This window comes from Photobacterium sp. WH77 (genome assembly GCF_022014395.1).
GTDB lineage: Bacteria > Pseudomonadota > Gammaproteobacteria > Enterobacterales > Vibrionaceae > Photobacterium > Photobacterium arenosum.
Genome location: NZ_JAKLTE010000013.1, coordinates 17,507 through 42,096 on the forward strand (window position 1 = coordinate 17,507; position 24,590 = coordinate 42,096).

At 47.3% G+C, this 24,590-nt stretch carries 23 protein-coding genes and 1 riboswitch; of the genes, 16 read left to right on the top strand and 7 right to left on the bottom strand.

Features of this window, described 5'->3' with window-relative positions:
- The first annotated feature begins 4 nt into the window (after positions 1-4).
- Positions 5-1,465, top strand: coding sequence for a deoxyribodipyrimidine photo-lyase (phrB, locus tag L6J37_RS13790; protein WP_237795514.1), 1,461 nt, complete (start codon positions 5-7; stop codon positions 1,463-1,465).
- Positions 1,466-1,580: 115 nt separating this feature from the next.
- On the opposite strand, the gene L6J37_RS13795 is transcribed toward phrB, so the two are convergent.
- Complete coding sequence (locus L6J37_RS13795) at positions 1,581-3,236, bottom strand: ATP-dependent endonuclease (RefSeq protein ID WP_192013800.1); 1,656 nt, start codon at positions 3,234-3,236, stop codon at positions 1,581-1,583.
- Positions 3,237-3,483: 247 nt separating this feature from the next.
- Here L6J37_RS13795 and L6J37_RS13800 point away from each other — a divergent pair, with 247 nt between their 5' ends.
- Both L6J37_RS13800 and L6J37_RS13805 read left to right on the top strand, forming a co-directional pair.
- Positions 3,484-3,876 (top strand): VOC family protein, encoded by a 393-nt coding sequence (locus tag L6J37_RS13800; protein ID WP_192013799.1) that lies wholly within the window; start codon positions 3,484-3,486, stop codon positions 3,874-3,876.
- A gap of 204 nt (positions 3,877-4,080) precedes the next feature.
- Positions 4,081-5,886 (top strand): bifunctional metallophosphatase/5'-nucleotidase, encoded by a 1,806-nt coding sequence (locus L6J37_RS13805; protein ID WP_237795516.1) that lies wholly within the window; start codon positions 4,081-4,083, stop codon positions 5,884-5,886.
- A 285-nt stretch (positions 5,887-6,171) separates the two neighbouring features.
- Here L6J37_RS13805 and ribB read toward each other — a convergent pair whose 3' ends face one another.
- Positions 6,172-6,861: a 3,4-dihydroxy-2-butanone-4-phosphate synthase gene (gene ribB / locus L6J37_RS13810; RefSeq protein ID WP_237795519.1), complete on the bottom strand. Its 690-nt coding sequence runs from the start codon at positions 6,859-6,861 to the stop codon at positions 6,172-6,174.
- Between the two features lie 148 nt (positions 6,862-7,009).
- Positions 7,010-7,222, bottom strand: a riboswitch (FMN riboswitch).
- A 102-nt stretch (positions 7,223-7,324) separates the two neighbouring features.
- Complete coding sequence (locus L6J37_RS13815) at positions 7,325-8,122, bottom strand: hypothetical protein (RefSeq protein ID WP_330872800.1); 798 nt, start codon at positions 8,120-8,122, stop codon at positions 7,325-7,327.
- A 415-nt stretch (positions 8,123-8,537) separates the two neighbouring features.
- Here L6J37_RS13815 and L6J37_RS13820 point away from each other — a divergent pair, with 415 nt between their 5' ends.
- The 9 genes from L6J37_RS13820 (at position 8,538) to L6J37_RS13860 (ending at position 17,305) form a co-directional block, all read left to right on the top strand.
- On the top strand, positions 8,538-8,732 hold the full coding sequence (locus tag L6J37_RS13820; RefSeq protein ID WP_027251300.1) for a hypothetical protein: 195 nt from the start codon (positions 8,538-8,540) through the stop codon (positions 8,730-8,732).
- Positions 8,733-8,943: 211 nt separating this feature from the next.
- Entirely contained in the window at positions 8,944-9,225 is a 282-nt protein-coding gene (locus L6J37_RS13825) for an HlyU family transcriptional regulator (protein ID WP_192013793.1), read from the top strand.
- A gap of 383 nt (positions 9,226-9,608) precedes the next feature.
- Positions 9,609-11,147 carry a Re/Si-specific NAD(P)(+) transhydrogenase subunit alpha gene (gene pntA / locus L6J37_RS13830; RefSeq protein ID WP_027251302.1) on the top strand — a complete coding sequence of 513 codons (1,539 nt, stop codon included), beginning with the start codon at positions 9,609-9,611 and terminating at the stop codon, positions 11,145-11,147.
- A 14-nt stretch (positions 11,148-11,161) separates the two neighbouring features.
- The gene (pntB, locus tag L6J37_RS13835; protein ID WP_192013791.1) at positions 11,162-12,541 is read left to right on the top strand and encodes a Re/Si-specific NAD(P)(+) transhydrogenase subunit beta; all 1,380 of its coding nucleotides are present in this window, start codon (positions 11,162-11,164) and stop codon (positions 12,539-12,541) included.
- Between the two features lie 225 nt (positions 12,542-12,766).
- Positions 12,767-14,206 (top strand): sensor histidine kinase VxrA, encoded by a 1,440-nt coding sequence (gene vxrA, locus L6J37_RS13840; protein WP_192014523.1) that lies wholly within the window; start codon positions 12,767-12,769, stop codon positions 14,204-14,206.
- Positions 14,181-14,849, top strand: a complete 669-nt coding sequence (locus L6J37_RS13845) for a response regulator transcription factor (RefSeq protein ID WP_027251305.1) — start codon at positions 14,181-14,183, stop codon at positions 14,847-14,849. Before vxrA ends, L6J37_RS13845 begins: the two co-directional genes overlap by 26 nt.
- Positions 14,846-15,709 carry a DUF2861 family protein gene (locus L6J37_RS13850; protein WP_225444987.1) on the top strand — a complete coding sequence of 288 codons (864 nt, stop codon included), beginning with the start codon at positions 14,846-14,848 and terminating at the stop codon, positions 15,707-15,709. Before L6J37_RS13845 ends, L6J37_RS13850 begins: the two co-directional genes overlap by 4 nt.
- Before the next feature lie 162 nt (positions 15,710-15,871).
- Positions 15,872-17,068 (top strand): NnrS family protein, encoded by a 1,197-nt coding sequence (locus L6J37_RS13855; protein WP_192013789.1) that lies wholly within the window; start codon positions 15,872-15,874, stop codon positions 17,066-17,068.
- 78 nt (positions 17,069-17,146) lie between these two features.
- Positions 17,147-17,305 carry a YoaH family protein gene (locus L6J37_RS13860; protein ID WP_081669192.1) on the top strand — a complete coding sequence of 53 codons (159 nt, stop codon included), beginning with the start codon at positions 17,147-17,149 and terminating at the stop codon, positions 17,303-17,305.
- 72 nt (positions 17,306-17,377) lie between these two features.
- Here the strand turns inward: L6J37_RS13860 and nadE are convergent, their stop codons facing one another.
- Entirely contained in the window at positions 17,378-18,214 is an 837-nt protein-coding gene (gene nadE / locus L6J37_RS13865; RefSeq protein ID WP_237795521.1) for an ammonia-dependent NAD(+) synthetase, read from the bottom strand.
- Positions 18,215-18,394: 180 nt separating this feature from the next.
- On the opposite strand from nadE, the gene L6J37_RS13870 reads away from it, so the two are divergent.
- Together L6J37_RS13870 and L6J37_RS13875 are read left to right on the top strand one after the other, a co-directional pair.
- On the top strand, positions 18,395-18,925 hold the full coding sequence (locus tag L6J37_RS13870) for a nicotinate-nicotinamide nucleotide adenylyltransferase (protein ID WP_237795523.1): 531 nt from the start codon (positions 18,395-18,397) through the stop codon (positions 18,923-18,925).
- A gap of 67 nt (positions 18,926-18,992) precedes the next feature.
- The gene (locus L6J37_RS13875) at positions 18,993-19,541 is read left to right on the top strand and encodes a hypothetical protein (protein WP_237795524.1); all 549 of its coding nucleotides are present in this window, start codon (positions 18,993-18,995) and stop codon (positions 19,539-19,541) included.
- Positions 19,542-19,628: 87 nt separating this feature from the next.
- On the opposite strand, the gene L6J37_RS13880 is transcribed toward L6J37_RS13875, so the two are convergent.
- Positions 19,629-20,306: an AraC family ligand binding domain-containing protein gene (locus L6J37_RS13880; RefSeq protein ID WP_237795526.1), complete on the bottom strand. Its 678-nt coding sequence runs from the start codon at positions 20,304-20,306 to the stop codon at positions 19,629-19,631.
- Positions 20,307-20,500: 194 nt separating this feature from the next.
- Between L6J37_RS13880 and L6J37_RS13885 the strand changes: the two genes are divergently transcribed.
- A complete protein-coding gene (locus tag L6J37_RS13885) occupies positions 20,501-21,610 on the top strand; it encodes a 1-acyl-sn-glycerol-3-phosphate acyltransferase (RefSeq protein ID WP_218385720.1) in 1,110 nt (369 codons plus the stop codon).
- A 31-nt stretch (positions 21,611-21,641) separates the two neighbouring features.
- Here L6J37_RS13885 and L6J37_RS13890 read toward each other — a convergent pair whose 3' ends face one another.
- Complete coding sequence (locus tag L6J37_RS13890) at positions 21,642-22,193, bottom strand: OmpA family protein (protein ID WP_218385722.1); 552 nt, start codon at positions 22,191-22,193, stop codon at positions 21,642-21,644.
- Positions 22,194-22,280: 87 nt separating this feature from the next.
- On the bottom strand, positions 22,281-23,195 hold the full coding sequence (locus L6J37_RS13895) for a LysR family transcriptional regulator (protein WP_237795527.1): 915 nt from the start codon (positions 23,193-23,195) through the stop codon (positions 22,281-22,283).
- Between the two features lie 103 nt (positions 23,196-23,298).
- Between L6J37_RS13895 and chrA the strand changes: the two genes are divergently transcribed.
- Positions 23,299-24,495 (top strand): chromate efflux transporter, encoded by a 1,197-nt coding sequence (gene chrA, locus L6J37_RS13900; RefSeq protein ID WP_237795528.1) that lies wholly within the window; start codon positions 23,299-23,301, stop codon positions 24,493-24,495.
- Positions 24,496-24,590 lie beyond the last annotated feature (95 nt).

The window sequence follows — 24,590 nt, forward strand, 5'->3', positions numbered from 1 at the left end:
TGCCATGACCGCGACCAATAGCAGCAATCGATGCCTGATGTGGTTTCGGGCAGATTTGAGAACGGTCGATAACACGGCCCTGATTCAGGCATGCCAGAAGTACCATTCTGTGCTGGCGGTGTTCATTGCCACGCCTGAACAGTGGGCGAGTCACGATGTGGCTCCCATCCAGATCGATTTTATTCGCCGTCGGTTAGCTGTGCTCCAGTCTCAGCTGGCTGAACTCAATATTCCACTGCGCATAGAGGCAGTTGCTGACTTTAACGCTGTCCCTGACTGTCTGATAACGCTGGCTCACGACTGGCAGGCAGAGCATGTGTTCTGTAACAAGCAGTATGAATGGAATGAGCGCCAACGTGACATGGCTACGGGTCATGCGCTGGCAGAGGCGGGGATCAAATTCAGCGCTCTGGAAGATACCTGTGTGCTGCCTGCCGGCAGTGTTCTGACTCGTCAGGGCGAGTCTTTCAGAGTATATACGCCTTTTCGCCGCGAATGGTTACGTCTGTTCCAGCAAAGCCCGGCGCTGGCGCAACCTGTGCCGCAACCTGTATCACCCGATGACTGTACCTACCGTTTTGGCTCCGTGATTGAGACCAACTTCGGACCGTCATGGATGAACTGTCCGATGGCAGACAGCAGTCGCTGGCCAGTGGAAGAAAACTCTATCCGCGATGCGCTGATGCGCTTTTGTATCGAGCATATTGCGGACTACGGCGAGCAGCGGGATTTTCCTGCCGTGGAGGGCACCAGCAAATTATCACCGTATCTGGCTATTGGTGCCTTGTCGGCCCGGCAATGCGTCTCTGCGATTTTACATGAGTACCCGCACGCAATTGAGAAGCAGGACGCAGGGCCTTTTGTCTGGCTCAATGAAATTATCTGGCGTGAGTTTTACCGTCATCTCATTGAGGCTTACCCGAAAGTCAGCCGAGCCCAGCCATTTGTCGGCTGGACAAGACAAGTGACCTGGCATTCCGACAAAGCAGCACTGGCACGTTGGCAACAGGGAGAAACCGGTTTTCCCATCGTCGATGCCGCCATGCGCCAGCTGAAAGCCACCGGCTGGATGCACAACCGACTGCGGATGATTACCGCCAGCTTCTTAACCAAGGATTTGCTGATCCACTGGCAGGCGGGCGAGCAGTGGTTCATGTCTCATCTGATCGACGGGGATTTGGCATCGAATAACGGTGGCTGGCAATGGGCGGCATCTACCGGCACCGATGCTCAGCCCTATTTTCGGGTATTCAATCCGACTACGCAGGGAAAAAAGTTTGATCCAAATGGTGAGTTCATACGTATATGGGTAAAAGAGCTCGAAAACGTGCCTGACAAGTATATTCACACCCCCCATGAATGGTCAGGCGCAGCCAGCCTTGAGTATCCCACGCCTATGGTGGATCACAAGTTGGCGAGATTACATGCCATTGAGGCATTTAAACAGGCAAAAGCCACATCATGAAAGATCAAGGTCGCGAACTTGTTATGAGTAAATGGGGAGTTCACCCTGGCACTGTGACGCTCTTCTTTGAAAAATCGGGAAAGTGACGTTGTCACATGTTGTGTGAGGTTCTGATTCAAGTGGTTGAAGCGCGAGCCAGTGCGACTATACGTTTGAGCAGCCAGCGCAGCAAGGTCGGTATGTGGTCAATTTCCTCACTGTCTGTAAACTCCACCATGGCCAGAGCGACATCTGGTTTCGCATGATGTTTGAGCGCTTTTTGTATGATTTTTTTGGGTGGCGCAGGGTGGTCATCCGACACTCGTGCCAGCTTACGAAACAGGGGTTCATAGCCGTGGTGAAACAGGAAATGTTCGATATCGAGATCGGGTAAGACAGTTAACCTGTGTTTGTCTGATTCGCTGCCAAGCATGTGCCGCACCGTTTCTGCGTACTTCTTACCTGCGGCATCACCATCTGTCACGACATGCCATTCTATTCCCATCAATTTCGCAATTTTGATGATAGGCCTCAGGCCACTTTGTGCAAATTCAATCACCTGCACGCCTTCTGAAGCAAAGTTGTAGCCGCACCGGTAACCAAATTCATTTAACAGCCAGACTTCTGTTTCCCCTTCCACGAGCAACCAGGCCCGGGCATACAGTGCGCCGGGGCGATGTAACCGCACATGAAAGCCGACTCTGCGCAGTTCATCCCGGCTCAGGCTGTGGCTGTCAAGGCTGTAGACTCGGGTTTTATCGGGTTCTCTGTTGAGTTTCTTTATACTGTTCAACGGGACAACAGAGGCCAGTTCCGGGCTGTTGGTGGTAAGAATTTTCTGCATCGGCATATTAACGACAAAAGCCCAGGCCTGATGAAGAATGATGGGGTGAAGTCTGCCTTCCGGGTCTTCAAGGATCATGATGGGGCGTGATATACGCTTCAGTTCTACCGGCCCCCGTGCGCGGATGTAGGCATTGATGAGCCCCATCAGTACCAGTTTGTTTTGCTTGGTCATTTCCGGACGGGCCAGCATTTCCAGAGGGTTAGGGGAATAGTGACTGCGTTCAGGGAAATGCCGGTGGCCCCTGTGGGGCGTTTTATGGTGCGGTGTAAACGCAAAATAATGATCAACCAGCGTCCGCAATGCCCGGATACTACTTTTGATTTCATCGCTGCTGACATGGCCGGGACGGGTCAGCAGGCGGCGGCAAGTGTTATCCAGCCGGCGCTCTATTCGGGTGTTGAGGGCATTGCGTTGTTCCTGATCGAGCTCTTCCTGCTGCTCTGCGTCAAGCCGCAGTTGCCTCGCATCGCGGATCCGCACTATGGGATGTAAAACCATCAGTTGCCTAGCCAGCTTGTTGCTATCCGGGCAGTCAATGATATTGCCACCGGCATCAAGAAAATGGCGTTCTGTGATCACTTTGTCGTCTTCACGTTCGCTGCTTATCTGATAGTAAAACTGCTTACCATCTTTGCCGTTCCTGACCCACACGGGCTTGAAGGAGCGGTAGCGTCGCGCTTTGTGCTCGCCCGGATAATCTTCAACCCAGTTCAGGACGATTTGCAGCTGAGAGACCTGAGTATGGCCCAGTGAGTAGTCAACATGAAAGTCAGAAAAATGAAAGTTATGGAATTTGGCGTCCGGTGAGAGTGCGATACTGAGTGCATCCAGTAGGGAAGATTTACCCCAGGTGTTTTCACCTATGAGTACCGTCAGCTCATTCAGTGTCAGAGACAAGCGCTTGATACCTCTGAAACCGGCAATTTCGATTCTGCTTAAATGCATTCTTCACCTGCCCACAGTGTTTGCTTACTGTAAGCCTATAGCATTAACAGACAGTGTGTTCATGTATATGCTCACAAAATTGGCAGAAGCTGTTGATTTTCATCGTGATTGAAATTGAGCCCGGACGGCTGCTTGTGATGAAGGGATGGGGTTGTTATAGTCCAGACCAGACAACAATCCGGGCAATGGCTCAGGATTATCAAACACCTATTGGGTAAAACAAACCCAAATTTTCAGGAGTTGGCTGATGGCAAAAATTATTCATACCATGGTGCGAGTGCATGATCTGGAGAAGTCCCTCGTCTTTTATAAACAGGCGCTGGAATTAGATGTTGCTCACCGCTTGGATTTTGATGACTTCAGCCTGGTCTATCTGCGCAATGATGAGAATGATATGGAGCTGGAGCTGACCTGGAATAAAGGTGCTGAGCCCTATACTCACGGCAGCGGCTACGGTCACATTGCCGTGGCTGTGGATGACTTGGACGCTGAACACGAGAAGCTGCACTCTCTGGGGTATGCGCCACTGGATATTAAAGAGTTTTCTCGCGATGGCCAGTTACTGGCACGCTTCTTTTTTGTTTTAGACCCGGATGGCTATAAAATTGAAGTCCTGCAGCGGCATGGACACTATCAGTAATACGTTTTACGTATGAACCTGTGAATGTATCAGAAGGCAGCATTAACGCTGCCTTTTCTGACTTTCAGTTGCCTGTTTATGGTGATATTTTTGTGACAGATGAGATATTCATCCCTGGATACGGGCCTTTCCTGTATGATGATATGCACAATGTGATAAAAATCATATCTGATTGAAATATTTCACGGAGAACAGAAAGCCTTTATGACCCGACACACTCAAGCCCGAATCACCATCGCCCATATCAACGATACGCACTCTCACTTTGAACCCTCTGCAATCAAACTGACTTTGCCCGAACATGTGTTAATTCAAACACCAGGCCAGTCTGTTACCGGGAATGAGCATGAGACGACTGTGTATGCCAGTTGTGGCGGGTTTGCACGGGTATTGACGGCGGTGAAAGAGGCAAGAAAGCAAGCGTATTTAAATGGCCGTGAGTTTATGTTTGTGCATGCCGGCGACTGCTTTCAGGGCACATTGTATTTTTCTCTGTTTAAAGGTGAGTCTAATGCCAGACTGCTTAATGCGATTGGCGTAGAAGCTATGGCGCTGGGCAATCATGAACTGGATATGGGTAACACGCTGGTTGCCGATTTTCTGGATCAGGTCGATTTTCCAATGCTGGCCGGTAACTGGGATCTGAGTCAGGAAGATCAATCCAAGCGTAACCCGCTGAGACCCAAGTCAAACCTGCTGGCCTATAACAATGAGACGGGTTGCGCACGTTATATGCTGAAAGACGTGCAGGGAGAACCTGTCGCGCTCTTTGGCCTGACCATTGAAAATATGGATAAAATTGCCAACCCGGACCCGGATACCTCTTTCCGGTCGGTAGTTTCCGTTGCTGAAAAGACCATTGCTGAGTTACACCGTCACGGCGTGAACAAAATCGTGCTTCTCAGTCATCTTGGCTATGAACGTGATCTTGAACTGGCTGAAAAAGTGGAAGGGATCGCCGTTATCATTGGCGGCCATACCCATACCATGCAAGGGGATTTCACCAATGTCGGATACGGCAAAAAAGACCAGTATGCCGTCAATATTAACGGTACTTGTGTGGTGCAGGCCGGTTGTAATGCACTGGCGCTGGGACAGGTTTCGATCGATTTCGCGGCTGATGGTAGTGTTGAACAGGTGTCAGGCGGTAATCAGTTGCTGCTTGGCCGTCAATTTACTCTGGATGCCACTCGCAATGAGCATTTAGACCCGGATTGCCATGAAGTGGTAAAACACTATCTTCAGCAGCAACCCAATATCACTATGTGCGCTAAGGATCCGGTTGTAGAGAATATTCTGAATCTGGATTATCGTCCTGCGGTTCGAGAGCGACAGACCAATAAAGTGGCGGAGGTTACTGAATCACTCCGTCATGTCAGAGTGCCTGATAGCCATGGTGCGAGTGCTATTGCCCCTCTGGTGGTTGAAAGTTTTGTTCATCATGGCAGACAGATGGGCTTTGAGGTTGATTTTGGCATTCACAATGCTGGTGGTGTCAGAACCTCGCTGAACCCAGGGCCTATCAGTTCTGCAGATATTGCCGGGCGCTTATTACCTTTCGCCATTGGGCTGATGGTCTATAAAGTCAGAGGCGCCAAAGTGCGTGAAGCGCTGGAAGGTGCGATAGATAATGCTGTTGATAACGGAGTTGAAGGCACGGGTACCGGCAGTTTCCCTTATACGGCCCATCTGCGTTTTACTTATCGCTGTTGCCTGCCGAAAGGTCAGCGGATAGAAAAACTGGCTTATTTCAAAGAAGGGGACTGGTTGCCTCTGGAAGACGACGCTGTTTATACCTCAGTGTCGTCCGGTTATACGGCGACAGGCAAAGAAGGCTATCAGGCGCTGCTGGACTGTGAAATGGCGCCTTTATCACTCGATTGTACAATGGCTGAAGCGTTTGAAAATTATGCGCGTTATCAGCAACAGCTTTCTGCACCGAAAGATGATCTGATCACTTACATTCCCTGTGAGTGCGAGCATGTTGATCACGAACATGGTGCGGCGTAAAGCTCAGCATCAGTTGTTGGCAACTCACCGTCAGGCCTGGCAATACGTCAGGCTTTTTTATCTGTATTTTCCATTTAATGATGCTAGCCCTTCGGTCGACTGATTACTGATAAGGTGATTAAGCAAGAGTCGGGTATGAATCGGGATTGGCTGGATGCAATTTTAATCAGTGTTTGGATTGTGGCCTGGAGTGCACTGACATACTGGGTACCAGTGTCAGGCATCTGATTAACTGAAATAAGGAAGAGGTATTCAGCAGAATACCTCTTTACGCGTCAGAAGCGTTTAAGCGAATGCGGCTTCGGAAGCCGTGTTGCCTTCACCTGTCTGCGATGACAGGTGCGCTAATCGGTAGGCAGCAAGATCTTCAATGGTTAAAACCGGCATATCATGACGCTTGCCGAATGATATTACTTCAGGCAAACGGGCCATGGTGCCATCGGGGTAGGTCAGTTCACAAAGCACGCCGAACGGCTTTTTGCCAGCTAAGCGCATGAGATCTATGGTTGCCTCTGTATGACCACGACGACCCAGCACACCTTCAGAATTTGCTTTGAGCGGAAAAACATGGCCAGGCCTGTGCAAATCTCCGGGCTGTGCGTCATCGGCAATTGCTGCTTTGATGGTGGTGACACGATCAGCGGCAGAAACGCCTGTAGTAACTCCCTTTGCAGCCTCGATGGTTACCGTAAAACCGGTTTGATTTACGCTGGTATTATTGTCGACCATCATGGGTAACGCGAGTTGCTCTACCCGATCTTGGGGTAAGCACAAGCAGACAATGCCTGAGCACTCGCGAATCATCAGTGCCATTTGCTCAGTCGTGAGCGAATCGGCGGCATAAATGATATCACCTTCGTTTTCACGATCTTCGTCGTCAACCACCAAAACACCACGACCTTCACGAATAGCGCGGATGCCGGTTTCAACGCGCTCGAAAGCGGTACCAAAAGGGGAAAGCAGAGACTGATTCATGGTATGTACTCCATTATTAACATTAACGTTACCAGAATCAGGGCGCAAAAAAACAGCGTTTCAGCCAGGCTGAAATAGCTTTACAGGTAGGTGTTAGCAGGCAAGCCACAGGCTCGCTGAACATAATGTAAAAGCAAGAAACAAATCCGCTGATTCTCTTCCATCCGGACTATAACCGTCGGCTCTGGACTCGCTGCATTCAGTAGAGAATACAGTTTCACCAGATCTGCTGACCTTCATCCACACTGAGTGTGATTACGATGAAGCGCTCGCGGGCTTCTGTCGAAAAAGGCATGACTTTATCAGCCTGTTTCTGTCAGTTACCGCCGGTGGGGAATTTCACCCCGCCCTGAGAATTCCAGTCGATAATAATGAAATCACTGCGCGAAGAGCAAGACTGTCATCACGTTAAAGGATATTTATCTGTTCAATCAGCACAACTGCTTGTTTTCTGCTCACGGAATCAGTTCACAGAGGGCGTTTGCGTTGGGTTCTTGCTGTTGAGTAAGTTGCTCATCCATTTTACCACTAACGGCATGGCATAGATTGGAAGCTGAAGTGCACCAACAAGAATGAGATAGTCTGGGCCTAATGCGGTTCCGGCGACGGTATAAGTCAGCAAGACATTCCGATTGGCGGAAGTGATGCCTGCAAGAAGACCATTCTGAACATTTTTCCGCATAAACAGCAGAAAGCCAGTAATAAAGAAGAGCAGGCATATTGCGATACCGTAACCAAAGTAAAGTAATCCTTGCTGCCATGACTGATCGACAAATGTACGAAAGTCAGCCATCAGCCCCAGCGGAAATGCCGGAACCAGCAAAATAGTTACTTGTGCAATTTTACTGTGCGTCCGCTGAAGAATGTGGGAAGGAACGTAGCGGTGACACAGGTCTGATAGCAGCATAGGACCAAAAATGAAAATAACCAGTCGCTGGAAATATGTCATCAGATCAAGACCGAAGCTGTCATGCTGGAAAAGGTAGAGATTGATACAAAGCACAACGGGCATCAGCAGCGTGGTGGCAATAGTCATCGCCATCGCGGTCATCACATCCAGCCCAACTGAGCGTGCTATGGCTGGTGTGGCAAATAATGATCCGGTTGCCGCAACCGCTGAAATAGCCAGGATCAGTGACGCGGAAGCCCCCAACACAGAGGCAATGAAGGTTGAGAGTATTGACAGCAATGCGGCATGATAAAAGGCGTATACCCAGATTTTAGGCTGAAATAAAAGGCTGATTAAGGCGTTTTGTTTCATCCCAATCAAAGTAAACAACATTAAAAAGAACAGAATGTAAGGCAAATAAGGGAAAACTGCAGTAGATATCGCTGGAAAGGAAAATCCAATGACAGCTGCAAGTAATAAAAGTATTGAAGAGTGTCTCGTAAGCAGGGATAACATCTTTAATCCTGTGTGATTGTTAATTGGTTGTGAACTTTGGTTGAGCCTAATCTGATAACACGCTATTTAGGCATTAATTGATACCATTTCGTGACAGATTATTCATCTCTTCAGCGTATATATTTTTTGCTGTCACTCAAATTGAAACCTTTACGTAACAGATTAGATTTTTTTATGGGTCATTGGAAAAAATGTCATTTTTAGTTCAAAAATCAACCGGTTAGTATTTGTCCTGTAGAACAACATTAAACCCACCAAAAATGAGGCAATCATGGCACAGGCAATGCACTTCGACACCATCACAAATCAGGACGTCATGGAGAAGAAAGCCTATTCGCTGAACATCAAAGGATTGATTGCACACGCACTGGATATTTTGTTACCCCGTCAGCAGGTATCCGTTAAGACTTATCAGGTTTCTCATCTGCCAGTTCACTTGCAGAAAGACATTGGTCTGATTCGGTAAGCATATCACTTGCAAGACAACATAAGCGCCGGCCCTGAAGCCGGCGTTTTTTTGTTAATTTTTCTTATGTGAATATAGTGTAAGACAATGGTGGATAAAACGGAGTTAGAACATTTTCATCATAATTATCAGTTTTTAATCTGTTTGGGTTTATTTTACATAAGCATATGGCATGATAGTGTCATTAAATATATCGGAAAGGAGTGCTTTCGTGGGTTTCTGGTCAAAGCTCTTTGGAAGAGAAACGGCAGATTCGAAAACGCTTGAAGTGACACCTGAGGAATATAAAGGGTATCTCATTTACCCTGAACCTATTTCCGAAGGCGGGCAGTTTCGGATTGCTGGCAGGATTTGCAAAGAATGTGAAGGTGAGTTGAAAACACACACTTTCATACGGTCAGATTTGCTGGCAAGCAAAGCGGATGCGACAACATTTATGGTGAATAAAGCCAAGATGTTCATCGATCAGACCGGCGAAGCCATGTTCCGGTAAATTCAGTGCATTGTCTGAGGGAGTAAAGACGCTGCGCTGACATGAATGCTTAGAGGCCGGTGCTTTTTATCAGGGAACCGGACCCCGGTTATTGCACATTCTATTTTTTGCATAGCTGGTGGGAAACCCTGAATGTTGTTGGGAGAAAACGGCAAATCGTGGGTGTGTAGTTCATTCTCTTTCAGTTTTTTGGCTGATCAGTGAAACGGACTACAGAGCCTGAGTTTGCCCTACATTGTTGGTGTTATTAACTTCAAGTAAGTCAAAAACATCCGTTGTTTAATCTCAAGTAAAGAGTGTTGTATTGGTTCCATTCTCAGCCGTTGCGATACTGGGAACTGGATACTAAATGTGTACATTTTGCTACTGTTCAGGGAATAACGATGCAGATAGGTGTGCCTAAAGAAATACTCGCGAATGAAACGCGAGTGGCTGCGACGCCGAAAACGGTCGAGCAGTTATTAAAAATGGGGTTCAGTGTTGCTGTTGAACATGACGCTGGTATTCACGCAAGTTTTGATGACGCTGCTTTTGAAGCTGCAGGCGCTAGTGTCGTGTCTACGGAAGAAGTGTGGCAGTCAGACCTGATTTTTAAAGTGAATGCCCCCAGTGATGATGAGATTGCTCTCCTGAAAGAGGGGGCAAGCTTGGTCAGCTTTATCTGGCCGGCGCAGAATCCAGAATTGCTGAAGAAACTGTCCAGTAAAAATATCAACGTAATGGCTATGGATTCGGTGCCGCGTATCTCACGAGCACAAGCCCTGGATGCATTGAGTTCTATGGCAAACATTGCCGGTTATCGTGCTGTCGTTGAAGCTGCCCACGAATTTGGACGTTTCTTTACCGGGCAGATTACTGCTGCTGGTAAAGTACCGCCAGCAAAAGTGCTGGTTGCAGGTGCGGGGGTTGCTGGATTGGCCGCTATCGGTGCTGCGGGCAGCCTGGGTGCCATTGTTCGCGCCTTCGATGTGCGTCCTGAAGTCAAAGAGCAAGTGCAGTCTATGGGTGCTGAGTTCCTTGAAGTCGATTTCAAGGAAGATACCAGCACAGGTGATGGCTACGCGAAAGAAATGTCAGACGAATTTAACAAGGCTGCTGAGCGTTTGTACGCAGAGCAGGCGAAAGACGTTGACATCATTATTACTACTGCGCTGATTCCCGGCCGCCCGGCTCCTCGCCTGATTACCCAGGAAATGGTTGATTCTATGAAGCCCGGCAGCGTTATTGTCGACCTTGCTGCTGCCAATGGCGGAAACTGTGCCTATACCGAAGCCGATAAAGTTATCACTACACCTAACGGTGTGAAAATTATCGGTTACACCGATATGGTCAGCCGTCTGCCGAATCAGTCGTCCCAGCTTTATGCCACCAACCTGGTCAATTTGATGAAGCTGCTGTGTAAAGAAAAAGACGGCAACATAGATATCAACTTTGATGATGAAGTACTGCGCGGTTTAACTGTGGTTAAAGAAGGTGAACTCACCTGGCCAGCACCACCCATTAAAGTATCCGCTGCTCCGCAGCAAGAAAAAGCAGTTGCCGCACCTGTTACTAAAGCAGTCAAAGAGCCAATGCCGCCAGCGAGAAAGTATGGTCTGATGGCAGCAGGGGCGTTATTGTTTGGCTGGGTCGCGAATTATGCTCCTGCTGAATTCCTTTCTCACTTCACGGTTTTTGTTCTGGCCTGTGTGGTGGGCTACTACGTCGTATGGAACGTTACGCATGCATTGCACACACCTCTGATGTCAGTGACCAATGCTATATCCGGTATCATTATTGTCGGTGCCTTATTGCAGATTGGTCAGGGGGTTGGCGTTGTGTCCTTCTTTGCCTTTATTGCTGTTTTGATCGCAAGTATCAATATTTTTGGTGGCTTTACCGTCACTAAGCGGATGCTTGAAATGTTCCGTAAAGATAAGTAAGGGAGTTGTTATCAATGTCTGCAGGAATTGTTCAAGCGGCCTACATTATTGCTGCTGTCCTTTTTATAATGTCGCTGGCAGGACTCTCTAAACAGGAATCCGCAAAGTCAGGTAACTACTTTGGTATGGCAGGAATGGCCATAGCACTGATTGCTACTATTTTTGGCCCGGAATCAGCAGGAACTGGCTGGATTATTCTGGCCATGATTGTGGGTGGTGCGATTGGTATTTACTATGCCAAGAAAGTTGAAATGACTCAGATGCCAGAGCTGGTTGCTATTCTTCACAGTTTTGTGGGTATGGCTGCCGTGCTGGTCGGTTTCAATACTTTCCTTGACCATGGTGAAGCACTGACTGGTGCGATGTTAACCATTCATTTGGTTGAAATTTTTATCGGTGTCTTCATCGGTGCTGTAACCTTTACAGGCTCCGTGGTGGCTTTTGGTAAACTTCGCGGTTCAATGTCATCCAAGCCTTTGATGCTGCCTCATCGCCATAAACTGAACTTGCTGGCTGTGCTGGTTTCTCTTGTTTTACTGACAGTGTTTGTGGATCCGGATCCTTCGATATTCCCACTCATTGTTGTGACAATTATCGCTTTAGCATTCGGTTATCATTTGGTCGCATCGATCGGTGGTGCGGATATGCCGGTTGTCGTGTCAATGCTGAACTCATATTCAGGATGGGCCGCCGCAGCGGCTGGCTTTATGCTGGCCAATGATCTGCTGATTGTGACTGGTGCTTTGGTTGGCTCTTCAGGTGCGATACTGTCTTACATCATGTGTAAGGCAATGAATCGTTCATTTGTCAGTGTCATTGCAGGTGGTTTTGGTACAGATGGCTCAGTTTCTACCGGTGATGAAGAAGTGGGCGAGTACCACGAATCCTCTGCGGAAGAAGTGGCAGAGATGCTGAAAGATGCTCGCTCTGTGATCATCACACCAGGATACGGAATGGCGGTTGCGCAAGCGCAGTATCCGGTACACGAAATAACAGAGAAACTACGGGCAAAAGGGGTGGATGTCAGATTTGGTATTCACCCGGTTGCAGGTCGTTTGCCTGGTCACATGAATGTACTGCTGGCTGAAGCGAGAGTGCCCTACGATATTGTCCTGGAAATGGACGAGATTAATGAGGACTTCTCAGAGACAGACGTTGTACTGGTGATCGGTGCTAACGATACGGTTAACCCGGCGGCAATGGAAGACCCAGGTAGCCCGATTGCCGGTATGCCAGTTCTGGAAGTGTGGAACGCGAAACACGTTATCGTATTTAAGCGCTCAATGAATACCGGTTATGCAGGTGTGCAAAACCCATTGTTCTTCAAAGAAAACACCCAGATGCTGTTTGGCGATGCCAAAGAGAGTGTTGAGAACATTGCCCGTTTTTTGTAAGTAATACAGTAAACCACTAATTAAACGCCGCTTATTGAGCGGCGTTTTTCTTTTCCTATTTTTGATGCCTGATGCAAAGCTTCAACAGAAAAATGAATGAGTAGTCTGTTATCTGGGCCTGATTGACCTGTTAGGGTGGCGAGAATGCCTAATCCCTTTATAGTTATCTGATCTAATGACAATTTTCTGACAATACTGAACCGGTGAATGTTAAACTTCCGCGCTATGAAAAAGTATGTGCTAATTATTTCTATTCTGTTTACAGGCTCCCTTAAAGCGGAGACGGAAAGTTTACCTGATCGTATGTCAGCGGCTCGTGCTGAATTGCTTTCCAGTAAACCTCTGGCTACATACGATTTTCGACAGTTACAAAGTCGTTACCCGACACCGTTACTGCTGCCATCCAGTTTGTTGCCGCAGTCAGCCAAGTACCCGCTATCGGCGCTGCGGCACCTTTATCAAAATGCGGAAACTTGTAAGGGCCCATGGCCAGTCAGCCCTTTGGTAACACATCCTGTGGTTTTTACTCGCGCGATGTGTAACAGCGTTGTGTTACCAAGAGGCTGGTTTGTACGTTCTGGCTATATTCATCCAGGCGGTGGGAGCTATGCTGCACGTTATCTGGAAAAGTTTCCAAATCGCAATAAAGAACTGGAAAACTACTTACACATTCAGGAGCGTGATTTAGCTGCGACAGGCACTGTGCTGGGACGATTACAGCGGATGAGCAGTGAAGAAATCCGAGTGTTTATTGCCGGTGCGGAAGCTTTTATATCCAATGGCGAACTTTGGATCCGGAATGGGAATGAATACCATGTCTATGATCAGCCTACATGGGCGCAGGCACTGGCAAAGCATGATCTGCACTTCACGCGTTTGGTTGCCACTGACTTCTGCTTAGTCAAAAGTGGCAACATTTGCTGGCAAGAAGAAGACAAGTCGTACCTGACGACATATTTGCTTGCAGGATTGCTGGTTGTCAATATTGGCTTACTCATGGGTTGGGTGATGTATCGCTGGCGAATTCGCCGACGAGCGATGCAGGAAAGAATGTTAGTCCTGCAAATCTTGACTCACGAGCTACGTACACCAATCGCAAGTTTGAGCATGACGGTGGAAGGTTTTCGTCGTCACTTTGATGCTTTGCCTGAAACCCTATATGATGAGTTCAGACGATTGACCGAAGATTCACGCCGATTAAGGCAGTTGGCTGAGGCCAGTAAGGATTACCTGCAGGCGAATCATCAAGAATTGAGTGTTCAGAATCTGGAGTCCTTTAATGAATGGATTGAATTTATTGCAGAACCCTATGATGTGACCTTGTCACTTGCTGAGGACCGTAGTGTCAAGGTCAATATGTACTGGCTTGGAACCTGTATTGATAACTTGCTGTCCAATGCTCACAAATATGGCCAGGCACCGATTGAATTAACATCATCGTTCAAAGATGGAAAATTGATTGTCAAAGTAAAAGACCAGGGAAATTTAGGTAGTAAGGATTGGACCCGACTGAGAAAACCCTTTGTGAGTGAAAAGGGCTTAGGGTTGGGACTGACAATCGTTGAATCGATGATCCGTCGAATGGGTGGGCGGATGAAATTAATAGGTCCGCCAACCACTTTTATTTTGGAGATACCGTGTGAATCAAACTCTGCTACTGGTTGAAGATGACCGCAACCTTGCTGATGGTTTGCTCGAATGTTTGAAAGAAGCAGGCTATGAGTGCCTGTATGCTGACTGTGCAACCAATGTTGAAAATCTGTGGGCGCAAGCCGATCTGGTTGTTCTTGACCGCCAGCTACCCGAAGGAGACTCGCTGACTTACCTTGAAGGTTGGTTAAAGCTTAAATCGGTTCCCGTGATTCTGCTTACAGCAATGGTGTCTGTGAATGACAAGGTGATTGGCCTTGACTCAGGCGCCAAAGATTACCTGACTAAACCTTTTGCAGAAGAAGAACTGCTGGCGCGTATTCGTGTTCACTTGAGAAATGGTGAGTCTGAATCGCAAAATGCAAACCTGATTGCTATCGGTGAAACACTGATTAATCTGGAAAGTCGTGAAGTGAAGCAAAAAGGGGACTCTGTCACTCTCACTCGCACGGAATTCGAGCTGCTTGTTTTCCTTGCAAAACATTCAGGCCGAGTTTTCACCCGGGATGAGCTGCTTGATCAGGTGTGGGGCTATAACCATTATCCGACAACACGTACTGTCGATACCCATATCCTGCAGTTACGTCAAAAGCTGCCTGGTATTGAGATCGAAACTCTGCGCGGTGTTGGCTATCGGATGAAAGCACCGCAAGAATGAAATCGCTGTGGGTAACACCTGCCTTTGGGATCATGACATGTCTGTTCATGATCCCTCAAGCGTCGGCTAAATGGTTTGTGGGTAAGGATCTCTACACTGTTGCACACCAGCGATTACTGGAAGGGAACACAGCAGCCAGTTTCGAGACTATGGTTCAGGCCTGGCAGCAGCTTCCTTCAGAGGAGCAGCAGGCTAACCTGAATGATTTACTTGAGCTTGCCATTACAGAAGATTGCGGTTTCAGTTTGAAACAGCGAAGTCTGCCTGAGTGGCTGTCTAAAGTGGCTGTTCGACGTGAAGTGATCCAGAACCTGAACCAGGTATTACTGAGGTTGTCTGTTACGGGAATTACTCAGGCTAAGCAGCTTGAGGTCACATTTTCCCGCTGGCCAGACACTCAATTCAGCATGCCTGCGGCCTTAATTTCTGAGAATGGTCAGTTTGTCACGGAATCTCGCCGTCTAGATGAGCCCTTAGCTGCAGGCCTTTATCAGTTGAAAATTACGGCAGGTAAGGAGCGTAGCTGGAATTCCTGGGTCATACTGACCAAGCCGGATCCTAAACAGAAAATTGGCTGGAAAGACAGTAAAAACTGGCGTATTGAGCGTGAAGTCTTACCCAATTCAACGTGTCCATCGCCTGTATTGTCGATGAATTTGTTTGACTTGAACGATACAAACTGGAGCCCGATCTGGACTCAGGATGTTGATGGAAAACTACCGACAAGTTTGCCGGCGATTGATGTACCTGATGGCCGCTACTGGCTGAGTGTCGGACTGGTTGAAAGCCGCTGGCAGGGAGACATCTCTATTTTGGATATTCAACGAATAACCCGGCCTGTTGATTATCCTGATTTTTAACAGCGAAAGCAGAGTAAGAACCCGCTGGATGATTCAGAAACGGTAGCGCAGGTTTGACCACCTGCAACCAAGACCACAGTGTCTTGGTTTATTGTTTTACATCAACCTGTCTCTTCCATAATTGTCTATTATGTCTTTTTTACTGTAAATAGTGAAAAGCACATGCAAATTGTTGATAAAGCTTCCGCGCTGAGGATCCCCCCGTTTTTACGTTTGGCGTTTCGGCCCTTTTTTCTGGCTGCTGGTCTGTTCTCCGTGATCACAATGTTGATCTGGGCGGGCTTTTGGTCCGGCTTCATGCTGTTCCCTATGTACGGAAATCCAGTGTGGTGGCACAGCCACGAAATGCTGTTTGGATTTACCGGTGCTGTGATTGTTGGATTTCTGCTGACTGCAGTACAAAACTGGACAGGTGTTCCTGGTATCAGCGGCTGGAAGCTGGGGCTGGTGTTTGCAATATGGTTGATTGCGAGAGTTGCGCTGCTTGTTATGGCTCCCCATGCAGTCTGGATGATACTTGATCTGCTTTGGCTGGCTATGGCACTCCTTTTTCTGGCGATACCTATAATCAGAAATCGCCAGTGGCGAAATGTCCTTTTTCTGCCAGTGTTGTTTCTGTTGTTGTTTCTGAATACTCGTATGCATGGAATCGTACTGGGTTGGAGCCATGTTCCGCTGAGCACTGTGGCATTGCAAACTACCTTGTTAATTGCTGTGCTGATGACTGTCATGGGGGGCCGTGTTATCCCATTTTTTACGGCGCGTGGCACACAAACTGAACCCATCACACGTATACCCTGGCGTGAATACTTAGCCTTGTGGCCCATGTGGGCTGTTTTCCTGTCATTATTACTGCTCCCGCCAGAGCACCCCTCAATGTGGTTTGGTGTCTTGTGTATGTTTGCAGCATTGGCACAAATTCCGCGTCTGGCGCGTTGGCGAACAGGCAGCACGTTTAGAATTCCATTATTGTGGATGCTTCATTTAGCCTATTACTTTACTGTTGTGGGTGTGTTTTTGTTAGGTGTCAGTCAGGTGTTTCCTCAGCAATTAGCCTACAGTATCTCACTGCATGTCATAACAGTCGGTGGTATAGGGGGCATGATACTGGCGATGGTTGTCAGGGTCTCATTAGGTCATACCGGAAGGGCACTGCAGACAGGGAAGCTGATTTTTGCTGCTTTTGTCACTTTGCTGATGGCTGTGTTAGTCAGAACGTTACTGATAGTGATGTTTCCGGGGCTGACGCAACACGCCTACATACTATCCGCATTACTGTGGGCGGTGGCCTTTGGGCTATTTTGTATTGTGTTCTGGCCGATACTCACTCAGGCTCGTGCTGACGGGCATCCGGGCTAGGGCTTTTGAATTATCAATGACAGGCTGATGAAGAGTCGTTAGAATGACTTCCCTTTCAAGAAGTGTACAGGATTCGTTATGTTTGGTGATTCGTCAATTTCTTTAACTCACGAAGAACAGCAAGAAGCGGCAGAGCGAATTCATGAGCTGATGGCGCAAGGTATCAGCAGTGGAGAGGCGATTCAAATTGTTGCTGAACAGATTCGCCAGAGTAAAAGTGCGGATAAGAGTCAGTAACCATTACAGTCAGACTCACAAAAAAGGCTTTGCAATAACGCAAAGCCCTTTTGCTTTTCAGCGACGGTTCGCTTAATCCTGGTCGTAGATAGTCGGGATTGGTTGTCGTTTATGCTGAGTGGCGTTATAAATGCCGATCAGCTTCTCCTTCACTGAATTACTGACTGTTTTTCCTTCAAGAAAATCATCGATTTCATCGTAAGTCAGCTGTAGCGCCTCTTCGTCCGTCTTTTGGGGTGTCAGGCATTCAAGATCGGCAGTTGGCACTTTGTGAACAAGTGTTTGCGGCGCGCCAAGGAAATCTGCAATTTGTCGTACCTGCCGTTTGCTCAGACCAAACAGTGGTGCTAAATCGCAAGCGCCGTCGCCCCATTTGGTATAAAAGCCAGTAATATTCTCAGCCGAGTGGTCGGTTCCCAGGACAAGTCCGCCAACCAGACCGGCGATCTCATACTGTGCCACCATACGGGTCCGCGCTTTAACATTCCCTTTAACAAAATCGACTTTGCCATCATCTTGCGGAATAAGGCCGGTACCGCTCAGCGCATCCAGTGTGGCGGCATGCGTTCCATCGACGCCAGGCTTAATATTGACCGACACTGAATGAGTAGGGCGGATGAATTGTAAGGCCTGTTGGGCTTCATCTTCATCCTGTTGCTGCCCATAAGGTAAGCGAACAGCGATGAACTGATAGTTTTGAGATGCGGACTCAGCATTAAGACCATCTACCGCCAGTTGAGCCAACCGGCCGCAGGTAGTGGAATCAACCCCACCACTGATACCCAGCACTAAAGACCGGCAATGCGCTTGTTTAAGCTTGTGTTGAATGAAAGCAACGCGACGCTGAACTTCAAACTCAGCGTCTATCACTGGGAGTACCTGCATTTCTGCACGGATAAGCTGTTCCATGACATGAATCCTCTGTGCTTAGACCAATTTCTGGACATTCGATGCCGAATACTGGTGAAAGCGGTAAAATGTATTAAACCTTTTACGAAATCATGCGATAACTCTTAAGTAGGATCAATGCTGATTGAGAAAGAAATTGGTATTTTTATTTTGTTCAGAGGGGAATGAGGCAACAGAAGTATGACAAAAAAGATTGCAGTATTTGGCAGCGCATTTAATCCCCCCAGCTTAGGGCATAAATCTGTGCTGGAACGGCTATCCCATTTTGATCAAGTTTTACTGGTTCCCAGTTATTCTCATGCCTGGGGAAAAGTCATGCTTAACTATGACTCTCGTTGCACTATGGTTGCCGCTTTTATCGCAGATTTAAATTTTGCCAATTTATCTCTTTGTCGAATAGAGGAAGCAATCTCACAAAATGATAAACCAGTGACGACCTATGATGTTATGCGTTCCCTGCAAAATGAACATCAGAGCGCAGAGCTGACTTTTATTGTCGGACCAGATAATTTTTTAAATTTTTCAAACTTTTATCGGGCTAAAGACATCTTAAGTCATTGGCAGATTCTCAGCTGTCCTGAAACGCTTCCCATTCGGAGTACTGACATTCGTGATAATATTGTCAAAAACAGGCCAATTTCACATTTAACAACCCCGGGTGTGGTTAAAATAATAACGTCAGAGCATTTTTATGTTGCCAGTGATGGTTAAAAATAAACCAGTCAGTATTTCTGTCGCCTATACGCTTAAAGTCCGAAAAATTTATTAAGGGTGTTTCGTGAATCGGGTTATTCGAAAATTGCATGTTGCTCTATTGCAGATCGGGCTGTTGTCTTTTTCGTATTCTGCATTCGCTTTACCTTGCCACTTTTATAGTCAGAAACAGCTTAAAAGTTTGTCTGAAGACGACAGAGGGGCCTACTTGCTGACCTGTTTTCAACCCTTGACGGTAGGGAAAGGGGGAGCTTATTCCACTCAGGCTCTGCCCTCAGCCGGGGACAATATGCGCTGGGATGAAGCTGAAAATCACCATGAGAACGACGCATCTTTTTGGGATGACTGGCAAACTGGCTCCAGTGGTCCAATGCTGAAAGATAACTCATCGTCCGCTTTCTATGGTCTGGGCTTGTGGCTTCCCAAAAAATATGAAGGTCTGGATATCATGACGCTGCAAGATGCCAAAGAATGGGTCATGAAACACGGTGTCATGATGAGTTTTGGACTGGGTTCAGAAGACGGCCAATCCACTAAATACCGAATCGATTACATGTGGCATGAAGATGAGCGGGATGGCGTCATGCTGCAGGTAGATATACCGCTTAAGTAACAATCGCTTTTTATACTCGCCCGGTTATCTGTAACCAGCTACCTGTACCAGGTAGCTGGGTGTTTTTTGTGAAGCTAAGCCGAAGCTTTAGAATGGGTAGTTAGCAAGAGTTTGACCAAGTGCTTGTAAATGGTCTAATTGGCACTCAAGTTCGCTGGCTATTTGCTCTGCATTTCTTCCGGAACGGGAGAGTCTGATAGCTTCACGGACGACAAGACAGGCTTCAAGTTCACGTACGTTCATCCCCAGAATGGCTTCGATTGATGATAGGTCTTCATCAGAAGCGGGTGAGCGCCTTTGAAGCAGGTTTCTCAGTACAGATTGCTGTTTGTCAGTAAGAGCAGGGCAAAGTTGCTGCGTAACAGGTGAAAACTTCGCCGTTTGATCAACTATGACTGCGAGTATCCGTCCTATAGGGCTATGATTGGTTTGAGACTGCTCTTTAGTTTGGCTCAGCTCTTGCAGTAAAGCGTCCAGAAGTGGTGTTACAGTCACAAAGCCTGCTTGCTGACACAGCGGTTGCTGGAGGCGGGCAGAGAAATGAATCATGCTATAGTGACAGCCCGGTAATACGGTTAAAGCATGAAGACACTCAAAGGGTACCCAAAATCCGCTACCCGCGGTTAATGCGAATTCATGTTTGCCCAGCCGTAACAGAGCGACGCCTGCATTGACGGTAATCAGGTATGCGGTAACATTTTTTCTGCGAGCGCCCACGGCCAGCAGGGACTGTTCAGCCTTTGTATATTCAATTGCCTGGTTCATGTTGTTCCTCTGAGTCAAAGCCCGCACATAGTGTTCGGTTTTACCTTCGGGGTCAAGATGGTCTGAGTCGGGCTCAGTAGGAAGAAAGTTTGTTGGTCAGACCTCCAACCATTAAACTGTTTGGGGCCGATCATTGGGTAATCAATCAAATCTGCGTAGAATGGCGCGATTTTAAAATTAGATGAAGCAACATAGTGCAAACAAATAACGATATTTATAAAGATATACGCCCCTACAATGACGATGAAGTCAGTGGGGCGATTCAACGCTTAATCAATGATGACGAATTCATCAACGCTATCCTCAACTACCGGTTTGCACAGCTATCTGGTGTGTTTGGCTGGCTGTTGCGCCCATTGATTAAACGCTTTCTTGTCCGTAAATGGTCAAGTGTTAAGACAGTAGAAGACGTTCAGCTGCAAGTGGCCAAGTACATGGCTGCGACGATTGAACACTCTTGTGACGGCGTCACCCATTCTGGGTTAGACAAACTGGATCCTAATAAAGCGTATCTGTTCATCTCCAATCACAGAGATATCGCCATGGATCCGGCAATGGTGAACTGGTGTCTTTACCACAATAACCTTAACACAGTCCGTATCGCTATTGGCGACAATCTTCTGAAGAAGCCCTGTGCGACAGAACTGATGCGTTTAAACAAAAGCTTTATTGTGAAACGTTCAGTGAAAGCGCCGCGTGAAATGATGAAAGCACTGGGTCTGCTGTCAGATTATATTGCCAATTCTATCGAAACTGGTCACTCGATCTGGATTGCTCAGAAAGAAGGGCGTGCAAAAGACGGAAACGATAAGACTGATCCAGCGTTGCTGAAAATGTTTTACATGGAAGGACGCAAACGGAAACTGTCTTTTGCCGAATTTATGACTCAGCTTAATATTGTGCCTGTGGCCATTTCTTATGAGAATGATCCCTGCGATTTAGCTAAGGCAAACGAACTGAATGCCAAGCAGACAACGGGTAGCTATGAGAAAGGCGAGTTTGAAGATATCGAAAGCATTGTACAGGGTATAGTCGGAGAAAAACGACGTGTTCATGTGAGCTTTGGCGATGTGATAGAGCAACCGTTTGAAACCCCAGAGCAACTGGCTGATGAAATCGACCGTCAGATAACGGGTATTTACCACTTGTTCCCTGCAAATTATATTGCTGCCGGTATTAAAGACGACTCAGTCACCGAAAGTGAAGTAGCGAAGTTTAACAGCAAGCTGGTTTCTCAACCGGAAGGCGTGGCAGACATCATCAAGAAAATGTATGCATTCCCGGCGTTGAAAAAACAGGGATAAATTCACCTCTTTTTCTGTATGGAGCTGTGGTTCAGAACTTGCCGTCCTCATTAGAGGCATTTAATGTTCTGACCACAGTCTCTGGCGAAATGACTTCAACCCGGCTGTTCGACCCGGATGTTGCCGGATCGCCGTTGCCTTGGGCAACAACCTGTATGCGTTCTTCTTCAATCCCAAATACAGATGCAATATAAATGGCTACACTGAACGCCCGTTCATACGATAACGCCATATTATCTTCTTCGTTCTCACTCTCTGAACTGTGACCAATGATGATTACGTTACTGTCAGGATGCTGCCTGAGTCTGACTGCAATGGGATCGATTTTCAGCTGTTCGCGTTGCGGAATTTCAAAGCTGCCTTTGTCAAAAAAGACGGTGTCACTGACTTCAGGAATTTCTGTAAGGATTGCTTTTGGTGGTGGTGGCGGTTCTGCAACCTCTTCAACCGTTGCCGGCGTACTGGTTACTGCCGGAGACGGTTCAGTTTCTTCCTGAGTGGCACAGCCAGCCATGATCAGTACCCCTGATAAAAGTATGATGTGAAAAGGTTTTTCTCGAATGTAGGCTGAAAGAGTTAACATGGCTGCTCACCTGTAAGAACTACCTATAGGTGTAGAACAGTAAGTCAGGTTCCTCAACTGCAGTTCTAAGACGTGGCAGCACAGAGACTACTGGCGAGGTTGGAAAGGATGGCTGGTCATCCATTCTGCCATAAAGTCGATAAAGGCTCTTACTTTTGGGGCCAGGTACTTGTGACGCGGATAGACAGCGTACATGGGAAGCGCTAATTCTGGCTTCCAGTCTGCTAACAGCTGGGTTAACTGCTGAGTTTCTAATTCATCGTGGATCAGGTAGGTGGCCAGATAGGCGATACCTGCTCCTGCTTTTGTTGCTTCTAAAACAGCGGGCGCATTATTGATTCGGTAGCTGCCAGTGACCCTGACTGACTCTTTTACGCCTTCTTTTGAAAAGTCCCACTGGACATATTTTCGATCCCGGCTTTCATAGGTGATGCAATTGTGCTTGCGTAAATCAGCAGGAGTTTTGGGTTCGCTGTGCAGGGCGATATAGTCCGGAGAAGCGACAACGATGAATTCGCAATCGACAAGTTTTTTCGCAACCATGCCTTCAGGCGGGTGCTCGTGAATAGCCAGCCAGCAATCAAAGCCTTCTTCCAGCAGGTTAGGACGATGATCAAAAAGACTGATTTCCAGCTCAAGTTCAGGATGAGCTCGCTGAAAAGCGACCATTGCGGGGGTGATATTGGTGTTCCCAAATGACTGGGCGACACCTATTCTGAGTACGCCTTTTATTTCATTTCTGTACCCGGCAACCAAAGCCTCTGCTTCTTTTACGGTATCAAGCAGTTGCTGTCCAAATTCAGCATATTGCAAGCCAATATCTGTAAGGGCAACAGTGCGTGTGCTGCGCTGAACTAATTGACAACCCAGGCGTTCCTCAAGGAATCGAATTTGCTTGCTGACTTGTGATTTAGAAATGCCAAGGCGTTCAGCGGCACGTGTGAAGTTCTGTTCGTGACTGACAGTGGCCAGGATCACCATTTGTTGCAAATTTTCTAACATCAAGGGTTTACCTGTAATATTTCATACATAAAGAAGAGATAAAATTGTCATATTTAGTCTCACTGTTTGCTAGTGTAAACAATCACAATTTGATTCGGTAGTTATGATCCAAGATTCATTTAAAAGAAGATTAGTTTCTTCACTTGAACCCGTATTGCAGGTGTTCTGTTCATTTCTTATTTTAGGGTTAGGCAGTTTTGGTGGGCCAGTTGCTCATATCGGCTATTTCCAGCGATCATTTGTACAGAAGAAACAGTGGCTATCAGATTCTGAATTTTCCCAGGCTACGGCGCTATGCCAGTTCTTACCTGGACCTGCAAGCAGCCAGCTAGGCATGTTTATTGGGTATCGTAAGGCCGGTTATGTGGGCGCGCTGGCGGCATTTATCGGTTTTACTTTGCCCTCTGCAGCTTTGTTAACAGTGCTCGCCGTTCTGGAGAACAGAGACTACCAACCAGAATGGGTATATCAGGTTATTCAGGCGGCGAAACTGCTTGCGGTTGTGGTTGTCGCTGATGCTTTGTTCAGCATGATTAATAAAAGCCTGACAGATAAACTGACCGTTTGTATTGCAGTATTAGCAGCAATCAGTGTCTTTTTTACTCATGGATTAAGCGGCCAGTTGTTACCGATACTGCTGGCTGCAGCCACGGGGTTCCTCCTGTCCTTCATGCAAAAAGAACCGACGGACAAAACGATGCCTCCATCTTCCCCGGGAAAGCCAAATTTCGTCATTCTTGCTGTTTTCCTGGTACTTTTGCTGGGGCTGCCATATCTGGCTGTTCTCTCAAAAGAGTGGGCAGTGTTTAACAATTTCTATCAGGCGGGCAGTTTTGTCTTCGGAGGAGGGCACGTCGTTCTTCCCTTACTGGAGCCTTTAGTCCAGCAATGGATTGATGCAAATACATTTCTGAGCGCTTATGCATCTGCTCAGCTTGTTCCAGGCCCAATGTTTACCATGGCGAGTTATCTGGGCGTAGCGACTTTACCTGAAACTCCTGTTTGGGGAAGTGTTCTGGCAACGCTGGCGATTTTTTTACCGGGCAGTTTGCTTCTTTTTGCCTTTTTACCGGCGTGGCAATCATTATTGCAACATCCCCGTTTACGTCTTTCAGTTAAAACAATTACAGCTTCTGTCGTCGGGTTGTTAGCGGCGGCTTGGGTCGACCCGGTTATTACATCTTCAATAACGAGCGGCTGGGACATATTGGTGATTGTTATCGGTTTCGGTTTACTGAAAAGACAGCTACCAGTTTGGTGTCTGGCGATGATATTTATTGGCTATAGCTTTGTTATTTAACATTTTTTCTGAAGTCGCTGTGGATTTCATTATGATCCTTTAGTGCACTATAACTTATCTGTGCGCATTAAAATAAAAGCACTGATACAACACAC

Excerpts from the sequence above, each read along its gene's own strand:
- pntA (WP_027251302.1), top strand. The coding sequence starts at position 9,609 with ATGCAGATAGGTGTGCCTAAAGAAATACTCGCGAATGAAACGCGAGTG.
- L6J37_RS13820 (WP_027251300.1), top strand. The coding sequence starts at position 8,538 with ATGGCACAGGCAATGCACTTCGACACCATCACAAATCAGGACGTCATG.
- ribB (WP_237795519.1), bottom strand. The coding sequence starts at position 6,861 with ATGAATCAGTCTCTGCTTTCCCCTTTTGGTACCGCTTTCGAGCGCGTT.
- L6J37_RS13815 (WP_330872800.1), bottom strand. The coding sequence starts at position 8,122 with ATGAAACAAAACGCCTTAATCAGCCTTTTATTTCAGCCTAAAATCTGG.
- pntB (WP_192013791.1), top strand. The coding sequence starts at position 11,162 with ATGTCTGCAGGAATTGTTCAAGCGGCCTACATTATTGCTGCTGTCCTT.
- L6J37_RS13890 (WP_218385722.1), bottom strand. The coding sequence starts at position 22,193 with ATGTTAACTCTTTCAGCCTACATTCGAGAAAAACCTTTTCACATCATA.
- L6J37_RS13800 (WP_192013799.1), top strand. The coding sequence starts at position 3,484 with ATGGCAAAAATTATTCATACCATGGTGCGAGTGCATGATCTGGAGAAG.
- L6J37_RS13895 (WP_237795527.1), bottom strand. The coding sequence starts at position 23,195 with ATGTTAGAAAATTTGCAACAAATGGTGATCCTGGCCACTGTCAGTCAC.
- L6J37_RS13880 (WP_237795526.1), bottom strand. The coding sequence starts at position 20,306 with ATGAACCAGGCAATTGAATATACAAAGGCTGAACAGTCCCTGCTGGCC.
- L6J37_RS13850 (WP_225444987.1), top strand. The coding sequence starts at position 14,846 with ATGAAATCGCTGTGGGTAACACCTGCCTTTGGGATCATGACATGTCTG.
- L6J37_RS13805 (WP_237795516.1), top strand. The coding sequence starts at position 4,081 with ATGACCCGACACACTCAAGCCCGAATCACCATCGCCCATATCAACGAT.
- L6J37_RS13795 (WP_192013800.1), bottom strand. The coding sequence starts at position 3,236 with ATGCATTTAAGCAGAATCGAAATTGCCGGTTTCAGAGGTATCAAGCGC.
- vxrA (WP_192014523.1), top strand. The coding sequence starts at position 12,767 with ATGAAAAAGTATGTGCTAATTATTTCTATTCTGTTTACAGGCTCCCTT.
- chrA (WP_237795528.1), top strand. The coding sequence starts at position 23,299 with ATGATCCAAGATTCATTTAAAAGAAGATTAGTTTCTTCACTTGAACCC.
- phrB (WP_237795514.1), top strand. The coding sequence starts at position 5 with ATGACCGCGACCAATAGCAGCAATCGATGCCTGATGTGGTTTCGGGCA.
- L6J37_RS13855 (WP_192013789.1), top strand. The coding sequence starts at position 15,872 with ATGCAAATTGTTGATAAAGCTTCCGCGCTGAGGATCCCCCCGTTTTTA.
- L6J37_RS13870 (WP_237795523.1), top strand. The coding sequence starts at position 18,395 with ATGACAAAAAAGATTGCAGTATTTGGCAGCGCATTTAATCCCCCCAGC.
- nadE (WP_237795521.1), bottom strand. The coding sequence starts at position 18,214 with ATGGAACAGCTTATCCGTGCAGAAATGCAGGTACTCCCAGTGATAGAC.
- L6J37_RS13860 (WP_081669192.1), top strand. The coding sequence starts at position 17,147 with ATGTTTGGTGATTCGTCAATTTCTTTAACTCACGAAGAACAGCAAGAA.